The organism is Marinobacter sp. Arc7-DN-1 (genome assembly GCF_003441595.1).
Lineage (GTDB): Bacteria > Pseudomonadota > Gammaproteobacteria > Pseudomonadales > Oleiphilaceae > Marinobacter > Marinobacter metalliresistant.
The window spans coordinates 2,081,061-2,096,918 of sequence record NZ_CP031848.1; the positions used below are offsets into that span (position 1 = coordinate 2,081,061).

Here is a 15,858-nt window from a genome sequence, read left to right on the forward strand (position 1 = left end):
CCGCCTCAGCACTCAGCGGTTGGCGAAGTACATGGTGACTTCGAAACCGATGCGCAGATCCTCATAGGCTGGTTTGGTCCACATAATGCTTACCTCTGTTGTCGTAATTGTTAGCGCATTGCGGGTGAATCAACGATATTGCCGATAACCCACTTCTCATCCTAGTTGACGGGGATAGGAGATCAATATGGTACTTTGGCACTGTTTTGGGGCCTCCCCAAGTTGTAATAAGTCCGACAGGCTGCTGGAACGAAAAAAAGGCCCTGGGAAGGGCCAAAAGAGGTCAAGGTGCACATCCGATGTGCAGGCTCACAGGCGGGCCCGTGTGGAGAAGCCCGCCTGCCGCTCAGAGAATCAGAAGAAACCCAGTGGGTTGATGTCGTAGCTGACCAGCAGGTTCTTGGTCTGCTGGTAGTGGTCCAGCGCCATCTTGTGGTTTTCACGACCAACACCGGACTTCTTGTAACCACCGAAGGCGGCGTGGGCCGGGTATTGGTGGTAGCAGTTGGTCCAAACACGGCCGGCCTGGATGGCGCGGCCCATGCGGTAGGCACGGTTGATGTCGCGGGTCCACAGGCCGGCACCCAGACCAAACTCGGTGTCGTTGGCGATGGCCAGAGCTTCTTCCTCGTCCTTGAAGGTGGTTACACCCACCACCGGGCCGAAGATTTCTTCCTGGAACACACGCATGTCATTCTTGCCTTTCAGCAGCGTGGGCTGGACATAGAAGCCGTTGTTGTACTGACCTTCCATTTCCTCACGGCCACCACCAGTCAGCACTTCCGCACCTTCCTGCTTGCCGATTTCCAGGTATGACATGATCTTGTCGAACTGCTCCTTGCTGGCCTGGGCACCCACCTGAACATCGGTATCCAGCGGGTTGCCACGCTTTATGGCCTTGGTGCGCTCGATGACTTTGGCCATGAATTCGTCGTACATGTCTTCCTGAATCAGGGCGCGGGAGGGACAGGTGCAAACTTCACCCTGGTTGAAGAATGCCAGCACCAGGCCTTCCACACACTTGTCGATAAATTCCGGCTCAGCCTGCATCACGTCGGAGAAGTAGATGTTGGGGGACTTGCCACCCAGCTCGACGGTAGAGGGGATGATGTTCTCGGCGGCACACTTGAGGATGTGCGAGCCCACCGGCGTGGAGCCAGTGAAGGCAATTTTGGCGATGCGCTTGCTGGTGGCCAGGGCCTCGCCGGCTTCAATGCCGTAACCGTTGACGATATTAACCACGCCCGGTGGCAGCAGGTCGCCAATCAGTTCCATCAGCACCAGGATGCTGGCCGGGGTCTGCTCAGCCGGCTTCATCACGGTACAGTTACCCGCCGCCAGGCAAGGCGCCAGCTTCCACACCGCCATCAGCAGCGGGAAGTTCCATGGAATAATCTGGCCCACAACACCCAGCGGCTCGTGGTAGTGATAGGCCACGGTGTTGTTGTCGATAGCACTGGAGGTATCTTCCTGGGCGCGGATACAACCGGCAAAATAACGGAAGTGGTCCACTGCCAGGGGCAGGTCGGCGTTGATGGTTTCACGCACTGCCTTGCCGTTGTCCCAGGTTTCAGCAACCGCCAGCATCTCGATGTTCTGCTCAATGCGGTCGGCAATTTTCAGCAGAATGTTGGAACGCTCGGTGGTCGAGGTCTTGCCCCAGGCCGGTGCAGCCTTGTGGGCCGCGTCCAGGGCCAGATCAATGTCTTCGGCGCCGGAACGGGGAATCTCACAGATAACGTCGCCGGTGATCGGTGTGATGTTCTCGAAATACTGACCCTTCAGCGGGGCCACCCACTCGCCACCGATGTAGTTCTCGTAACGGGACTGGAAGGAAACGACGGAGCCATCCTTTCCTGGTTGTGCGTAGATCATGGTTTCGACCTCTTGTTGTGTTTGTCGCAGGGCAACGCGGCCTTTCGCGTTTACCTATTCAATGTAGACGCCAAACCCGGAAAGTTGAATGGTGCGATGGAGGCGAAAAACTCCTCCCTTGGTAGTAGATGACCGGAACGCCATGCCAACAGCGACCTGAAGCGCAATACACCCGCCCGAAATCCGCACTGCAGACGCGCCAACCGATGCACAAAAACAGTGCGAACGCCCAGGCAGGAAGCAGGCTACGTTGAGCTCAAAAATAAAACCCTATTAAAAACAGAACGTTACTGATTGGCACAGACTCTGCAGATGATCCATTACGCAGCGAGAAGTCGGTTACTGAAACCACAATCAACGCGCCACAATCTGACCAATGGTCAACTAGGGTTCCGGTCTGCCATCAATCCGTGCAGACGGCTGGTCCGAGAGTTGACGACCTTTTCCAAGGTTACACGGCGGGACAAAAGCCCGGGAGGATCGCTCAGTTACTGACGCCTCTCGCTTTTTAAATGCCCTAACCAGGAGGAAAAGGCCATGTTGCAAACCGCAACCCCCCTCTACGACGATCTGATTCCCGGCGGATCCCACTGGTCTTTCATCATGCGCCGCGGCCACGTGCTGCGCCTGATTGACGAAACCGGCGGTGCCAACGTCGGCATGTTGATGTACAACCCCGAGAACCCGCTCGAGCGGTACAACATGCCGGACACCCTGAAAAACCAGCACACCTTCTTGCTCACCAAGGGCCATGTCCTGCTTTCGGATATGGGTCGGGTGTTCGCCTCCATCATCCGCGACGACCTGGGCTGGCACGACACCGTGAGCGGCACCTGCAACGCCGACCTGGTGGAACGGCGCTGGGGCAAAAAGACCTATCAGGAAGCCCATAACCACTACCACCGCAATGGCCTCACCAGCTTCCTGAACGAACTGGCCAAATACGGCCTGGGCAAGAAGGACTTGACCGCCAACCTGAACTGGTTCAGCAAGGTGAAAACTGATGACGAAGGCAACATGGCCTTCGACGAGGGGCATTCCCACGCCGGCGCCACCGTCGACCTGCGATTCGAGATGGACACCATCGTGGTGCTGAATACCTGTCCGCATCCGATGAATCCGGCCAGCGAGTATCCCAGCCACCCCGTGCGTTACCAGCTCTTCACGGCGGCACCGGTGACCGATGCCGATCCCTGCAAGATGTCGTCACCGGAGGCCACCCGGGCCTTCGCCAATAACGCCCTGTACCACCAGTTCCAGTAACGGAGGCCGGAGATGATCAAACAAAGCGCACTGAACCCCGAAAATGCCGCCTTCCGCGAAACCGTACCGGCGGGCGAGTATTTCCTGAAAGTCGTGAAGGCCGGCGAGACCATCCGCATCCTGGACCTGGAAGGCAACCAGGCCGCCGACACCCTGTTCTACAACGCCCACAACCCCACTGAGCGGTACAGCGCCGTGGACACCATCCGTGAGCAGGGCAACGTTTACCTCACTGCCGGCTCGAAACTGGTGTCCTCGGAAAACAACGTGATGCTGGAGATCACCGCCGACACCTGCGGTCGCCACGATACCGTCGGTGGCGCCTGCGCAGCAGAGAGCAATACCACTCGTTATGCGCTGGCGAAAAAGTGCATGCACGCCTGCCGCGACAGCTGGCTGGTCGCCGTCGCCGAGCACGAAGAGCTGGGCATGACCAAGCGGGACATCACCCACAACATCAATTTCTTTATGAACGTGCCGGTGACCGCAGACGGCGGCCTGACCTTTGCCGACGGCATTTCCGACGCCGGCAAGTACGTGGAACTGGAAGCCAAGATGGATGTGCTGGTGATGATTTCCAACTGTCCGCAGCTGAACAACCCCTGCAACGGCTGGAACCCGACACCGATCGAGGTGCTGGTATGGAGCTGACCGGCACCCTCAACAACCCCAACAAGGTCCTGATCGCCAACCGTGGCGCCATCGCGTGCCGGGTGATACGTACCCTGCGTGCCATGGGGCTCACCTCGGTAGCCGTCTACGCCGAAGCGGATGCAGATTCCCTGCACGTGCGCCAGGCGGATGAGGCCTACTCACTGGGCGAAGGCTCGGCGGCCGCGACGTATCTGGACCAGGACAAGCTGTTTGAGGTTGTCCGCAAGAGCGGTGCCGGGGCCATTCATCCGGGCTACGGGTTTCTGAGCGAAAACGCCGGTTTCGCCCGGCGCTGTGACGCCGAAGGTGTGGTATTCCTCGGACCGACACCGGAACAGATGGAACAGTTCGGTCTCAAACATACCGCCCGGGCCCTCGCAGAGAACGCCGGCGTACCCCTGCTTCCGGGCACCGGATTGCTGACCGATCTGGACGCGGCCCTGGAATCTGCCGACAACATCGGCTACCCGGTGATGCTCAAGAGCACCGCCGGCGGTGGTGGCATTGGTATGTCCCGCTGTTACAGCGCCGAAGATCTGAGCAAGAGCTTTGAATCGGTTCAGCGCCTGAGCCAGAACAACTTCAGCAACAGCGGTGTGTTCCTGGAAAAATTTGTGGAACACGCCCGTCATATCGAAGTGCAGTTGTTTGGCGACGGTGAAGGCCAGGTGCTGGCTCTGGGTGAGCGTGACTGCTCCGCCCAGCGCCGCAACCAGAAGGTGATTGAGGAGGCCCCGGCCCCGGGACTGACCGACGACGTTCGTAACCGCATGCACGCTACCGCCCGCCAGTTGGGCGAAAGCATCGCCTACCGCAGTGCCGGCACCGTGGAGTTCATCTACGATCCGGACACCACCGAGTTCTACTTCCTGGAAGTGAATACTCGCCTGCAGGTAGAGCACGGCGTCACCGAGCAGGTGTACGGTGTTGACCTGGTGCGCTGGATGGTCGAACTGGGTGCCGGCACCTTGCCGGACCTGGCAGAACTGGGCGGTAACCTCACCGCCTCCGGCCACGCCATCCAGGCCCGGATCTATGCGGAAGATCCCAACAAGGACTTCCAGCCCGGTGCCGGGTTGCTCACCAACGTGACCTGGCCTGAAGGGGACGGTCTTCGGATCGATACCTGGATTCAGCCGGGTACAGAAGTCTCGGCGCTGTTCGATCCCATGCTGGCCAAGGTCATCGTGCACGAACAGGATCGCGAGTCGGCCCGCCAGCGGCTGATGCAGGCTCTGGATGCCAGCCAGCTGTATGGCATCGAAACCAACCTCAAGTACGTGCGCCAGGTGCTGGACGACCCGCGCTTTGCCGAAGGCCGGCTATTCACCCGTACCCTCAACGAATTCGATTACCGGCCAGCCACGGTGGATGTCCTCAGCGGCGGCACCCTGACCACCATTCAGGATTACCCGGGCCGCATCGGCTACTGGGAAATCGGCGTGCCGCCGTCCGGTCCGTTCGACAGCTACTCCTTCCGTCTGGGCAACAGGCTGCTGGGTAACCCCGAGGGAGCACCCGGACTGGAAATCACCCTCAAGGGCCCGATACTCACGTTCAACCGCGCCACCCAGATTGCCCTGACCGGGGCGACGCTGGAGGCCACCCTGAACGACGAGCCGGTGGATTTCTGGCAGGTGATTGACGTGCCCGCTGGCGCCACCCTGAAACTGGGCGCCACGACGGCCGACGGCGCCCGGGCCTATGTGCTGTTCCGTGGCGGCCTGGACTGCCCGGAATACCTGACCTCCTGCAGCACCTTTACGCTCGGGCAGTTTGGCGGCCATTGCGGCCGGGCGCTCCGGGCCGGCGATGTGCTGGCCCTGCCGGATGCGGAACCGACGACCAGAACCACCCTGCCCGCCGACCTGAAACCGACCATCGGTAAAACCTGGAAGCTGCACGTCACCTACGGCCCCCATGGTGCGCCGGACTATTTTACCGGCGCGGACATCGACACCTTCTTCGCCAGCGAATGGGAGATCCACTACAACTCCAGCCGCACCGGCGTCCGCCTGATCGGGCCGAAACCGGAATGGGCCCGCAGCGACGGCGGTGAGGCGGGTATGCACCCCTCCAACATCCACGACAATGCCTACGCCGTGGGGACGGTGGATTTCACTGGCGACATGCCGGTAATCCTGGGCCCCGATGGCCCCAGCCTGGGCGGCTTCGTCTGCCCGGTGACGGTGATCAGTGCCGACCTCTGGAAGCTGGGCCAGCTCAAGGCCGGCGACAAGGTGCAGTTTGTGCCGGTGAGCCAGGATCAGGCGGTTGCCCTGCGGGCAGCGCTGGATGAATCCGTGGCCACACTGACGTCGGCCACCGCCCATATCACCCCCATGAAACCAGAGACGCCGATCCTCGATGCGTTGACGCCCGAGGAACACGAAACCGGCGTGGAGTACCGGGCTGCCGGCGACAATTACGTGTTGGTGGAATACGGCCCCATGGAGCTGGATATCCGCCTGCGATTTCGCGCCCACGCCCTGATGCTGTGGCTGCGTGAGCAGAATCACGACGCCATCCTGGAGCTGACACCGGGCATCCGCTCCCTGCAGGTGCACTACGACAGCCAGAAACTGAACCAGCGTACTCTGCTGGATCTGCTGATCAGCGCCGAAAAGGAACTGGAGAAGCAGCCGGAATGGGATGTGCCGGCGCGCGTCGTGCACCTGCCCCTGTCCTGGGATGACGAGGCCTGCCAGACCGCCATTGCCAAATACATGCAGTCAGTGCGCAAGGACGCACCCTGGTGCCCGAGCAACCTGGAGTTCATCCGCCGTATCAACGGGCTGGGCAGCATCGACGAGGTGAAAAAGACCGTGTTCGATGCGAGCTACCTGGTGATGGGCCTGGGTGATGTCTACCTGGGCGCTCCTGTGGCTACGCCGCTGGACCCACGGCACCGGCTGGTGACCACCAAGTACAACCCGGCCCGGACCTGGACCGCGGAAAACTCCGTGGGCATCGGCGGCGCCTACCTGTGCATCTATGGCATGGAGGGGCCCGGTGGCTACCAGTTTGTCGGTCGCACCCTGCAGATGTGGAACCGCTACCGCACGACGGACTTGTTCGAGCCCGGCAAACCCTGGCTGCTCCGGTTCTTCGATCAGGTGCGCTTCTATGAAGTCAGCGCCGAGGAGCTTCAACAGATCCGCCGGGACTTCCCCAACGGCGACTACCCGATCCGGGTCGAAGAAACCCGCTTCAACCTGAAGGACTACGAGCAGTTTCTGGCCGACAACAACGACGAGATCCAGACCTTCACCGGCAAGCGCAAGCAGGCCTTCGACGAGGAACTGCAACGCTGGATCGAATCCGGCCAGATCAATTTCAGCTCCGAGGCGCCCATCGAGGACACCGGCGAGGGCGATATCGCCAACCTGCCAGCCGGCCAACACGCCGTGGAAAGCCACGTGGCCGGCAACCTGTGGGAATGCCTGGTCCAGCCCGGCGACACCATCGAGGCCCAGCGACCGGTGGCCGTCATCGAATCCATGAAAATGGAAATCGAGCTACTGAGCCCGGTGAGCGGTCGCGTGGTAGACGTGCGCCGGGAAGCCGGCCAGGCAGTATCACCCGGAACGCCGGTGGTGATCGTGGAAGAGACAAACGAGTAATGCCAGCAACCATCACAAACTGAAAAAGACCAAACCTGCACACACGGGCAAGACCCGAGGAGAGACACCATGAAAACAACTGACCTGAGCAAACGCCTGGCCGCCGGCGTGTTGACCGCTTCCCTGGCCATGGGGGCTCTCGCTGAGGAAAAGGACTCCTTCAGCATTGCCTGGACCATCTACGCCGGCTGGGTACCCTGGCAGTACGCCGAAGACTACGGAATCATGAAGAAGTGGGCGGACAAGTACGATATCGAAGTGGATATCGTGCAGGTGAACGACTACATCGAATCCATCAACCAGTACACCGCCGGCCAGTTTGACGGCGTGGTGGCCACCAGCATGGACGGCCTCTCGATTCCGGCGGCCTCAGGCGTGGACACCACCGCCCTGATCGTGGGTGACTATTCCAACGGCAACGATGGCCTGGTGTCGAAGGACGCCAAGTCGATTGAGGACCTTGAAGGCGAAACCGTGCATCTGGTGGAGCTGTCCGTTTCCCACTATCTCCTGGTCCGTGCGTTGAACACGGTTGGGCTGGAGGAGCGCGATATCAGCGTGGTGAACATCTCTGATGCCGACCTGGTGTCCGCCTTCCAGACCGACGACGTTCGTCATGTCGCCACCTGGAACCCGCTGCTGGCAGAGGTGGCAGCCTACCCGGGCGCCACCAAACAGTTCGATTCCAGCCAGATTCCGGGTCACATCAAGGATCTGACTCTGGTGAACTCCGAGACCCTGGAAGACAACCCGAACCTGGGTAAGGCCCTTGTCGGCGCCTGGTATGAAACCATGAGCATTCTGGCCTCAGACTCCGAGAAAGGGCAGGAGGCAAGAGCCTTTCTGGGTGAATTGTCCGGTACCGACCAAGCCGGCTATGAAGCCCAACTGGCCGGCATGAAGATGTTCTGGGAACCGCAGATGTCGGTGGACTTCATCAACAGCGAGGAAGCCCGAGAAGCCATGGACAGCGTTCGCCAGTTCTCTTTCGACAAGGGCCTGCTTGGCCAGGGCGCCATGAGCCCGGATTTCGTTGGCATCGAATTTCCGGATGGTTCAATCATGGGCGACGAAGCCAACGTGAAACTGCGGTTTAACGACAGCTACATGCAGATGGCAGCCGACGGCGAGATCTAAGTCCGGTCATTGCTTGCCTTGATGGACAGCTGAGGGCACGATTACTCGTGCCCTTTTTTGTGAGCTTGGGAGCACGGTTGGGGGCGGATGGCCTCTCCAAAACACGCTCCTTCGGCCCATCCCTGGGGCGCTTGGGCTCCGCCATCCATGGCTCCGCACAGTTTTGGAGAGGCCATCCGCCCCCAACCCCGAGCACCCGAGTAAACCGGAGAAAAAACCACCTATGCGTCGTACCAAGGAAGATGCCGAAAAAACCCGCCAGACCGTTCTTGAAGCGGCATTAAAACTGTTCAGTCGGGATGGCTACTCACTGACCACATTAAGCCGGATTGCAAAGGAAGGGGGCTGCAGTCGTGGGCCGATTTACTGGCATTTTGAGAACAAGGACGATCTGTACGAAGCGGTGCTGGCCTATTCTCAGGAACCGCTGGAAGCACTCGTCGCAGAATGTTCAGCCATGCGCGATACCCCCATTGCGGCGATGGACCATTTTATCGAGCGCTGGCTGGGGTTGTTGGCTAACGACAGAAAGTACCGGCAGTCGTTTGAAATCCTGCTGAACAAGACCGAACTCACCGATGCCATGAGCCGCACTCTGAAACGGGAGCGGGCATTGACCGCGTCGATTATTGCCATGTTTCGGGATCTGGTTGGCCAGGCCGTTCAGCTTGGTCTGATCAAAACGGAGGAAGATCCGGAAGATCTGGGGCTGTTGAGTTATACCTACCTGATGGGTATCACCCAGACCTGGCTGTTCGCGCCGAAGCTGTTTTCATTGAAACAGGAGGCGGCATTTTTCCGACGGCAATTCTGGGTGTTACTCGGCCGTGACTGAACGCTCCTTCTCAAGCAACTGCTGTTTGCGGTCGAGGCCCCAGCGATAGCCTCCGAGCGAGCCGTCGCTTCTCAACACCCGGTGGCAGGGTATCAATATCGCGATGCGATTCCTGCCGCAGGCGGAGGCCACTGCCCGAACCGCTTTGGGTTCCCCAAGGCGCCTTGCCAGTTCTGTGTAGCTCACCACCTCGCCTTCCCGAACGCTTAACAACAGCTTCCAGACTCTTGTCTGGAAGGCAGTGCCACGAATATCGAGAGGCACGTCAGGGCGGGGTTTGTTTTGGCAGAGGTGTTCATCAAGCGCGACCATCCAGGCATCCAGTTCCGGAGACTCACTGGCCCCTGACGGGGCGAGCCGGGCTTTCGGGAATTCCTTCTGCAGTTGCTCGTGCAAGGTCTCTTCATCGTCGCCAAATTCGGCAAAGCACACACCCTTGTCGGTGGCGGCCATCATCAGCAGGCCAAGTGCAGTTTGCCTGCTGGCATAGGCGATCATTTCACCTTCGCCGCCTTTTCCATAACGCGACGGCGGCATGCCCACCTGCCGGTCCGGTGCGCCATACACCCGGCTGACCGAGCCAAAGCCGGCATCGTAGATGGCATCGGTGACGGCCTGGCCAGTTCGCAGCGCCTGTTTGAACGCGCGCATCCGGAGGGCATCCTGATAGGCCTTTGGCGATAACCCGAAGGTCTCCTTGAACGACCGTTGAAGATGGGAAGCTGACAGCCCGGCAATCTCAGCGAGATCGGCCAGCCTGAGCGGCTCATCGGGACGGCTTTCGATGTATCTGGCCAGGGCCACCATCCGGTCTGCAACCGGGGTTGCGGCTTCGGGTTCTCCAGAAGCAGGGGGCAGCGGATGGTGCTGTGATCTGGGCATGGTTCAGGTCCTGTTTATCCGTCTCTCCACTCGCCCACACTATGCCGTTATCCATCGGTCGCTGCCATCCGTTTCTTGCTGCCCTGGGGGGTCAGAACATCTTCAGGTAACGGTCGACCTCCCAGGACGACACGTGGTTCTGGTAGCTCTCCCATTCGCCTTTCTTGTAATCGACGAAACTCCTGAACATGGCTTCGCCGAAGACGTCCTTCGCCAGCGGATCGGCCTCGAACGCCTCGACGGCTTCACCGAGGTGACGAGGCAGGTACTCAATACCCTGGGCAGCAATGTCGGCATCGCTGTAGTTGTACATGTTTTCATGGTGTGGCTCGCCGGCATCCAGGCCCTCGCGAAGTCCTTCCAGCCCGGCCGCCAGGATCAGGGCGCTGCCGAGGTAAGGGTTGCAGGCAATGTCTGCAGCGCGACATTCAATGCGACCGCCCATGCTGGGAATGCGAATCATGTTGGTACGGTTGTTGGAGCCATAACACATGAACACCGGCGCCCAGGTGGAGCCGGACATGCTGCCCTGGCGAACCAGACGCTTGTAGCTGTTCACCGTAGGGGCGATCACCGCGCTGATAGCCGCGCCGTGTTTCAACACGCCGGCAATGAAATGGTAAGCAATCTTACTGATGCCACAGTTGTGCAGGTCATCATCCCTGGGCTCGAACAGGTTCTCACCGGTTTTGATGTCGGCCAGGGACATATTGTAGTGGGCACCACTGCCGGTGCGGTCAGCAAACGGCTTCGGCATAAAGCTCGCGAAAGCGCCGTGTTTGCGGGCGATTTCGTTGGCCATCATGCGGAAGAACACCAGACGGTCCGCCATGGTCAGGCCATCGGCGTATTTGAAGTCAGTTTCAAACTGACCGTTGGCGTCCTCATGGTCGAAGGAGTACACGTCCCAGCCCAGTTCGTTCATGGCGTCCACCAACTCGTCGATGATGGGCAGATTGTCCATCAGGGCGCGGGGGTCGTAGCAGGGCTTACCCAGGTTGTCCCGGTCACTCAAAGGGGCAAAGCCGCCGTCTTCGGTGTCACGAAACAGGAAGAACTCGGTTTCAATCCCAAGGTTGAAGCGGTAACCCATATCGGCGGCTGCGCTGAGCTGGCGCCGGAAGATGTTGCGTGAACAGGCTTCGAACGGCTCACCATTGAGGTACAGATTGCCCGGAAACCAGGCCAGCCGGCGATTCCATGGGCAGATGGCCAGCCCGTTCGGATCCGGCATGGAAGCGACTTCATCGTCGGAGATGTCCTGGGGCACGCCGTCCAGAGCCGCACCGGTGTACAGCTCGGAGCCCTCCATCATCTGCCCCAGGTGGGCAACGGGAACGAACTTGCCTTTGGTGACACCATGAATATCAACGTAGCTGGCGATAGCGTACTTCACGCCCGCCTCGGTGAGTTTTTCTTTCAGGGTCTTGGTGTTGGTCAGTTCTGTCATCGTTTTCCTCTCTTCAGCCCGGCGACGCGGACAGTCGGTTTGTCTTCTGGCACGTTTTTTCCTTTGATCTAACCATTCAACTTACATGCCAGTATGTATGTAAGTTGGATTATGCGCCGCTCAAACAGAGCCAGAAAAGACGGAATCTGAGGACAAAGTTATGGATTTACAGTGGATTAAAGCCGACTTCGAGGCCGGCCCGGTCCCTGCTGGAGCGAGCAGGCTCATGACAGTGCACCCCGAACCGCCCCGCACCATATTGGCGCATACTTGCTGCCAAATTCGCCCCGACTCCCCCGTTATTGCCCGCTTGATGTATCTGGCACGCCATCTGCACTGTTAAGAACAGACGGTTTTCAAAACCCCGATCCGTTCACAGCACTGTGCACAACATCGCAGACAGAGCGGCGAACACGAAAGACAAATGGGTGACTAGGGTTCCGGTCCGGGCAGGCACGCAACAGCTACCCGGATGGCTGGTCCGAGAGTTACCGACCTCTGGGAGGTTACACGGCGGGACAAAAGCCCGGGAGACCGAATCGCAAGGGATGCTGTTGCCCGCGATAACCTTGCCGTGTTGTGTGACCAGAGGAGACAACCTATGCGACTGATCAACCGCCATCCCGGACGGGCCTCGGCCACCCTGCTGGGCCTGCTGCCCTTCCTGCTGATCATGCTGATCTATAGCCTGGCCTCCCAGGAGCGCCTGGCGGAAAACCCCAACGACAAACTGCTGCCCGGCCTGGAACAGATGACCGCTGCCGTGGATCGGATGGCCTTTCAGGAGGATCGCCGCAGTGGCGACTACCTGATGTGGCAGGACACCACCGCCAGCCTCGGACGGCTGGCGCTCGGCGTTGGCATTGCCGCGTTGCTGGCCCTGGTGGTGGGCATTCTCAATGGCGTTCTGCCTCTGGTAAGGGCCAACCTCGCCCCTCTGGTTTCGGCGCTTTCGATGGTGCCGCCTCTGGCCATACTGCCCATACTGTTTATCGTGTTCGGCCTCGGAGAACTCTCGAAAGTCATGCTGATTGTCATCGGCACCGCGCCGATCATGATGCGGGATGTGGCGCAGCGGGTTCGGGAGCTGCCGGGCGAACAGCGGATCAAGATCCAGACCCTGGGCGCCAATTCCTGGCAGGTGATCACCCGGATGGCCCTGCCTCAGGTATTGCCCCGCCTGATCGACGCCGTGCGCCTTAGCCTTGGCCCGGCCTGGCTGTTCCTGATCGCGGCGGAGGCGATTGCGTCTACCGAAGGCCTCGGTTACCGGATCTTCCTGGTGCGGCGCTATCTGGCCATGGATGTGATCCTGCCCTATGTCATCTGGATCACGATTCTCGCCATTGTTATTGATCAGTGTCTGCGTTTAACCAACCGCAGGCTGTTCCCTTGGTACAACGCAGGAGGCCACTGATGAGCTTTATTACCGTCAACAATCTCTGGAAAGAGTATGGTGACCAGGTGGTCCTGGAAAACCTGAACCTGACCGTGAAACAGGGCGAATTCTGCACTCTCGTAGGCGCCTCCGGTTGTGGCAAGTCCACCTTCCTGAAAATGTTGTTGGGCCAGGAAACCCAGACCCGGGGTGAGCTATTGCTGGAGGGTGAGGCCTTCCCGGGAGAGCCGGACCGCAACCGGGGTATCGTGTTCCAGCGCTACTCGGTGTTCCCGCACCTGACCGTTCGCCAGAACGTACTGTTGGGTCTGGAGCTGGAGCAGAAGCCCTGGCTGGGCAAGCTGTTCGGCAGCGCCCGGCGTGAGGCTCTTGAAAGAGTGGATGCCATGCTGGAATCCGTAGGCCTGACGCCCTCGGCGGACAAATGGCCTCACGAACTCTCTGGCGGCATGCAACAGCGACTGGCCATTGCCCAGTCCCTGATTATGCGCCCTCGCGTGCTGTTGCTGGATGAGCCCTTCGGTGCACTGGACCCCGGTATTCGCGGGGACATGCACGACCTGCTGTTGAAGTTGTGGCGGGAGACCGGCACTACCATTTTCATGGTCACCCACGATCTTCAGGAAGGCTTCTATCTGGGTACCCGGCTGCTGGTGTTCGACAAGATCCGCAACGACCCCCACGATCCCCAGGCGTTTGGCGCCACGATTACCTATGATCTTCCGATCGGTCAGACCGACCGCAAACTGTTTGACGACATCAACGAATCCGTTATCCAAACCGCACGGCATCAGGCGGCCTGAACGTGTGAACACAAAAGGGGCCGCCCGCGGGCAGCCCCTTTCAGACCGGCAGAACACCGGCGCTTTCCAAGATCAGTTGCTGGCAACGCGATCCTTTGGCAGCTTGAACGTCCAGACCATACCGCCCTGGTTGAAGTGCTTCACCACCCTGGCGACTTCACCACCCCAGAGCGGAACCGCACCACCCCAGCCGGAGGCCACGGAGACATACTGCTCGCCGTCCATGGTCCAGGTCACCGGGGTACCGACCACACCGGAACCGGTATTGAATTTATACAGCTCCTCGCCAGTCCTGGCATCAAAGGCCTTCAGGTAACCCTCCGGGGTGCCGGTGAAGACCAGGTTACCAGCGGTCGTCATGACACCACCCCACAGAGGTGCGGTGTTCTGATAACGCCACACTTCCCTGCCGGTTTTCGGATCCATGGCGCGGAGTACGCCGATGTAATCATCATTCGCCGGTTTGATGGTGAAGCCGGCACCCAGGAACGCCGCACCCCTCTTGTAGGAGACTGGCTCATTCCAGATGTCCATGGACCACTCGTTGGAAGGCACATAGAACAGGCCGGTCTCCTGGCTGTAGGCCATGGGCATCCAGTTCTTGCCGCCCAGAAACGCGGGCTGTGCAACCACGACTTCACCCTTGGTTCCTTCCATGGCAGAAGGGTCGCCAGGCCGTCCTCCCTCTTTATAGATCGGGCGGCCGGTCTTCGGATCAAGGCCTTCCGCCCAGGTGATCTTGTCGACGAACGGAAAGCCACGGATGAAATCGCCGTTCTCACGGTTCAATACATAGAAGAACCCGTTACGATCCGCGGTTGCCGCCGCTTTCACGGTCTTGCCGTTTTCCTGGTAGTCGAAGGAGATCAGCTCGTTGACACCGTCATAGTCCCAGCCGTCGTGGGGCGTGGTCTGGAAGTGCCACTTGATGCTGCCGTCATCCGGATCGATCGCCAGACGGGAAGACGAGAACAGGTTGTCACCCGGGCGCAGGTGCGAGTTCCAGGGCGCCGGGTTGCCGGTGCCGAAGAACAGGGAGTCGGTGTCCGGATCGTAGGTGCCGCCCAGCCAGGTGGCCGCGCCGCCGTGTTTCCACATATCGCCGGGCCAGGTTATGCCGGCCTTACCGCCGGAAATGCCGTTCTCGATGGCCTTGCCATCCTTGTAGACATAGCCCATGTGACCTTCAACGGTCGGACGAGTCCACAGTAAATCACCGGTATTCGGGTCGTAGGCTTCCACCTTGCCGACAATACCGAACTCACCGCCGGAAACACCGGTGATCAGTTTGCCTTTCACCACGATGGGGGCGGCGGTAATGGCGTAGCCGGCCTGGTAATCTGCCACCTTCTTGATCCACATCGGCTTGCCGGTGTCCTTGTTCAGGGCAACGAGTTTGGCATCCAGAGTGCCGAAGATAACCTTGTCGCCATACAGGGCGACACCCCGGTTAACCACATCACAACAGGGCATGATGCCATCCGGCAGGCGGGCGTCGTACTGCCAGATTTCCTCCCCGGTCCTGGCGTCGATGGCGTAGACACGGGAATAGGAGGCGGTTACGTACATCACGCCGTCCTTGACCATCGGCTGCGATTCCTGGCCACGCATTTTCTCGCTGCCGAACGAGAAACCCCATACCGGCTGCAAATACTGGATGTTGCTGGTATTCAGATCGTCCAGGGTGCTGAAGCGCTGGCCCTGGGTGCCCATACCGTAACTGACAATGTCGCCCGGCGTTTTATGATCATTGATGATGTCTTCGTCGGTGACCGCATAGGCCCCGTACGACACCGCCAGCGCCAGGGTGCTGGCGGCAATGCGAATCCCGAACTCGTTCGATCTCATGGTTGCGCTCTCCAATTCTCTTGTTTTCGGTTCTTTTGTGTTCGTTTCAGGGCGAACCGGGAACGTTTCCCGCCTCTGGTACGATTCTT

12 protein-coding genes and 2 riboswitches are annotated in these 15,858 nt (G+C 59.7%); of the genes, 7 read left to right on the plus strand and 5 right to left on the minus strand.

Translation table 11 applies throughout. The annotated features are described in order from the left end of the window. Positions 1 to 12: 12 nt before the first annotated feature. The gene (pqqA, locus tag D0851_RS09790) at positions 13 to 84 is read right to left on the minus strand and encodes a pyrroloquinoline quinone precursor peptide PqqA (RefSeq protein ID WP_007153157.1); all 72 of its coding nucleotides are present in this window, start codon (positions 82 to 84) and stop codon (positions 13 to 15) included. 270 nt (positions 85 to 354) lie between these two features. Further along, positions 355 to 1,875 carry an aldehyde dehydrogenase family protein gene (locus D0851_RS09795; RefSeq protein ID WP_117618485.1) on the minus strand — a complete coding sequence of 507 codons (1,521 nt, stop codon included), beginning with the start codon at positions 1,873 to 1,875 and terminating at the stop codon, positions 355 to 357. A gap of 373 nt (positions 1,876 to 2,248) precedes the next feature. Beyond that, a riboswitch (guanidine-I (ykkC/yxkD leader) is annotated at positions 2,249 to 2,355 on the plus strand. A 57-nt stretch (positions 2,356 to 2,412) separates the two neighbouring features. Here D0851_RS09795 and D0851_RS09800 point away from each other — a divergent pair. From D0851_RS09800 to D0851_RS09820, 5 genes are all read left to right on the plus strand, one after another. Then, complete coding sequence (locus D0851_RS09800) at positions 2,413 to 3,138, plus strand: urea amidolyase associated protein UAAP1 (protein WP_117618486.1); 726 nt, start codon at positions 2,413 to 2,415, stop codon at positions 3,136 to 3,138. Positions 3,139 to 3,150: 12 nt separating this feature from the next. Continuing rightward, entirely contained in the window at positions 3,151 to 3,789 is a 639-nt protein-coding gene (locus D0851_RS09805; RefSeq protein WP_117618487.1) for an urea amidolyase associated protein UAAP2, read from the plus strand. Then, the gene (gene uca, locus D0851_RS09810; RefSeq protein WP_117618488.1) at positions 3,780 to 7,415 is read left to right on the plus strand and encodes an urea carboxylase; all 3,636 of its coding nucleotides are present in this window, start codon (positions 3,780 to 3,782) and stop codon (positions 7,413 to 7,415) included. The genes D0851_RS09805 and uca overlap by 10 nt, the downstream gene beginning before the upstream one ends. 69 nt (positions 7,416 to 7,484) lie before the next feature. Continuing rightward, positions 7,485 to 8,552: a putative urea ABC transporter substrate-binding protein gene (locus D0851_RS09815; RefSeq protein WP_117618489.1), complete on the plus strand. Its 1,068-nt coding sequence runs from the start codon at positions 7,485 to 7,487 to the stop codon at positions 8,550 to 8,552. 223 nt (positions 8,553 to 8,775) lie between these two features. Next, a complete protein-coding gene (locus D0851_RS09820; RefSeq protein ID WP_117618490.1) occupies positions 8,776 to 9,387 on the plus strand; it encodes a TetR family transcriptional regulator in 612 nt (203 codons plus the stop codon). Here D0851_RS09820 and D0851_RS09825 read toward each other — a convergent pair. Both D0851_RS09825 and glnT read right to left on the minus strand, forming a co-directional pair. Further along, the gene (locus tag D0851_RS09825; protein ID WP_117618491.1) at positions 9,370 to 10,269 is read right to left on the minus strand and encodes a bifunctional transcriptional activator/DNA repair enzyme AdaA; all 900 of its coding nucleotides are present in this window, start codon (positions 10,267 to 10,269) and stop codon (positions 9,370 to 9,372) included. The two genes, D0851_RS09820 and D0851_RS09825, sit on opposite strands and share 18 nt — an antisense overlap. Before the next feature lie 91 nt (positions 10,270 to 10,360). Then, entirely contained in the window at positions 10,361 to 11,719 is a 1,359-nt protein-coding gene (gene glnT, locus D0851_RS09830; protein WP_117618492.1) for a type III glutamate--ammonia ligase, read from the minus strand. Positions 11,720 to 12,140: 421 nt separating this feature from the next. Beyond that, a riboswitch (guanidine-I (ykkC/yxkD leader) is annotated at positions 12,141 to 12,254 on the plus strand. A gap of 66 nt (positions 12,255 to 12,320) precedes the next feature. Between glnT and D0851_RS09835 the strand changes: the two genes are divergently transcribed. Together D0851_RS09835 and D0851_RS09840 are read left to right on the plus strand one after the other, a co-directional pair. After that, complete coding sequence (locus D0851_RS09835; RefSeq protein ID WP_117618493.1) at positions 12,321 to 13,136, plus strand: ABC transporter permease; 816 nt, start codon at positions 12,321 to 12,323, stop codon at positions 13,134 to 13,136. Next, positions 13,136 to 13,921 (plus strand): ABC transporter ATP-binding protein, encoded by a 786-nt coding sequence (locus tag D0851_RS09840; RefSeq protein WP_117618494.1) that lies wholly within the window; start codon positions 13,136 to 13,138, stop codon positions 13,919 to 13,921. The genes D0851_RS09835 and D0851_RS09840 overlap by 1 nt, the downstream gene beginning before the upstream one ends. A gap of 72 nt (positions 13,922 to 13,993) precedes the next feature. Here D0851_RS09840 and D0851_RS09845 read toward each other — a convergent pair whose 3' ends face one another. Beyond that, positions 13,994 to 15,769, minus strand: a complete 1,776-nt coding sequence (locus D0851_RS09845) for a PQQ-dependent methanol/ethanol family dehydrogenase (protein WP_117620347.1) — start codon at positions 15,767 to 15,769, stop codon at positions 13,994 to 13,996. Positions 15,770 to 15,858 lie beyond the last annotated feature (89 nt).

Excerpts from the sequence above, each read along its gene's own strand:
- D0851_RS09795 (WP_117618485.1), bottom strand. The coding sequence starts at position 1,875 with ATGATCTACGCACAACCAGGAAAGGATGGCTCCGTCGTTTCCTTCCAG.
- D0851_RS09800 (WP_117618486.1), top strand. The coding sequence starts at position 2,413 with ATGTTGCAAACCGCAACCCCCCTCTACGACGATCTGATTCCCGGCGGA.
- D0851_RS09805 (WP_117618487.1), top strand. The coding sequence starts at position 3,151 with ATGATCAAACAAAGCGCACTGAACCCCGAAAATGCCGCCTTCCGCGAA.
- uca (WP_117618488.1), top strand. The coding sequence starts at position 3,780 with ATGGAGCTGACCGGCACCCTCAACAACCCCAACAAGGTCCTGATCGCC.
- D0851_RS09815 (WP_117618489.1), top strand. The coding sequence starts at position 7,485 with ATGAAAACAACTGACCTGAGCAAACGCCTGGCCGCCGGCGTGTTGACC.
- D0851_RS09820 (WP_117618490.1), top strand. The coding sequence starts at position 8,776 with ATGCGTCGTACCAAGGAAGATGCCGAAAAAACCCGCCAGACCGTTCTT.
- D0851_RS09825 (WP_117618491.1), bottom strand. The coding sequence starts at position 10,269 with ATGCCCAGATCACAGCACCATCCGCTGCCCCCTGCTTCTGGAGAACCC.
- glnT (WP_117618492.1), bottom strand. The coding sequence starts at position 11,719 with ATGACAGAACTGACCAACACCAAGACCCTGAAAGAAAAACTCACCGAG.
- D0851_RS09835 (WP_117618493.1), top strand. The coding sequence starts at position 12,321 with ATGCGACTGATCAACCGCCATCCCGGACGGGCCTCGGCCACCCTGCTG.
- D0851_RS09840 (WP_117618494.1), top strand. The coding sequence starts at position 13,136 with ATGAGCTTTATTACCGTCAACAATCTCTGGAAAGAGTATGGTGACCAG.
- D0851_RS09845 (WP_117620347.1), bottom strand. The coding sequence starts at position 15,769 with ATGAGATCGAACGAGTTCGGGATTCGCATTGCCGCCAGCACCCTGGCG.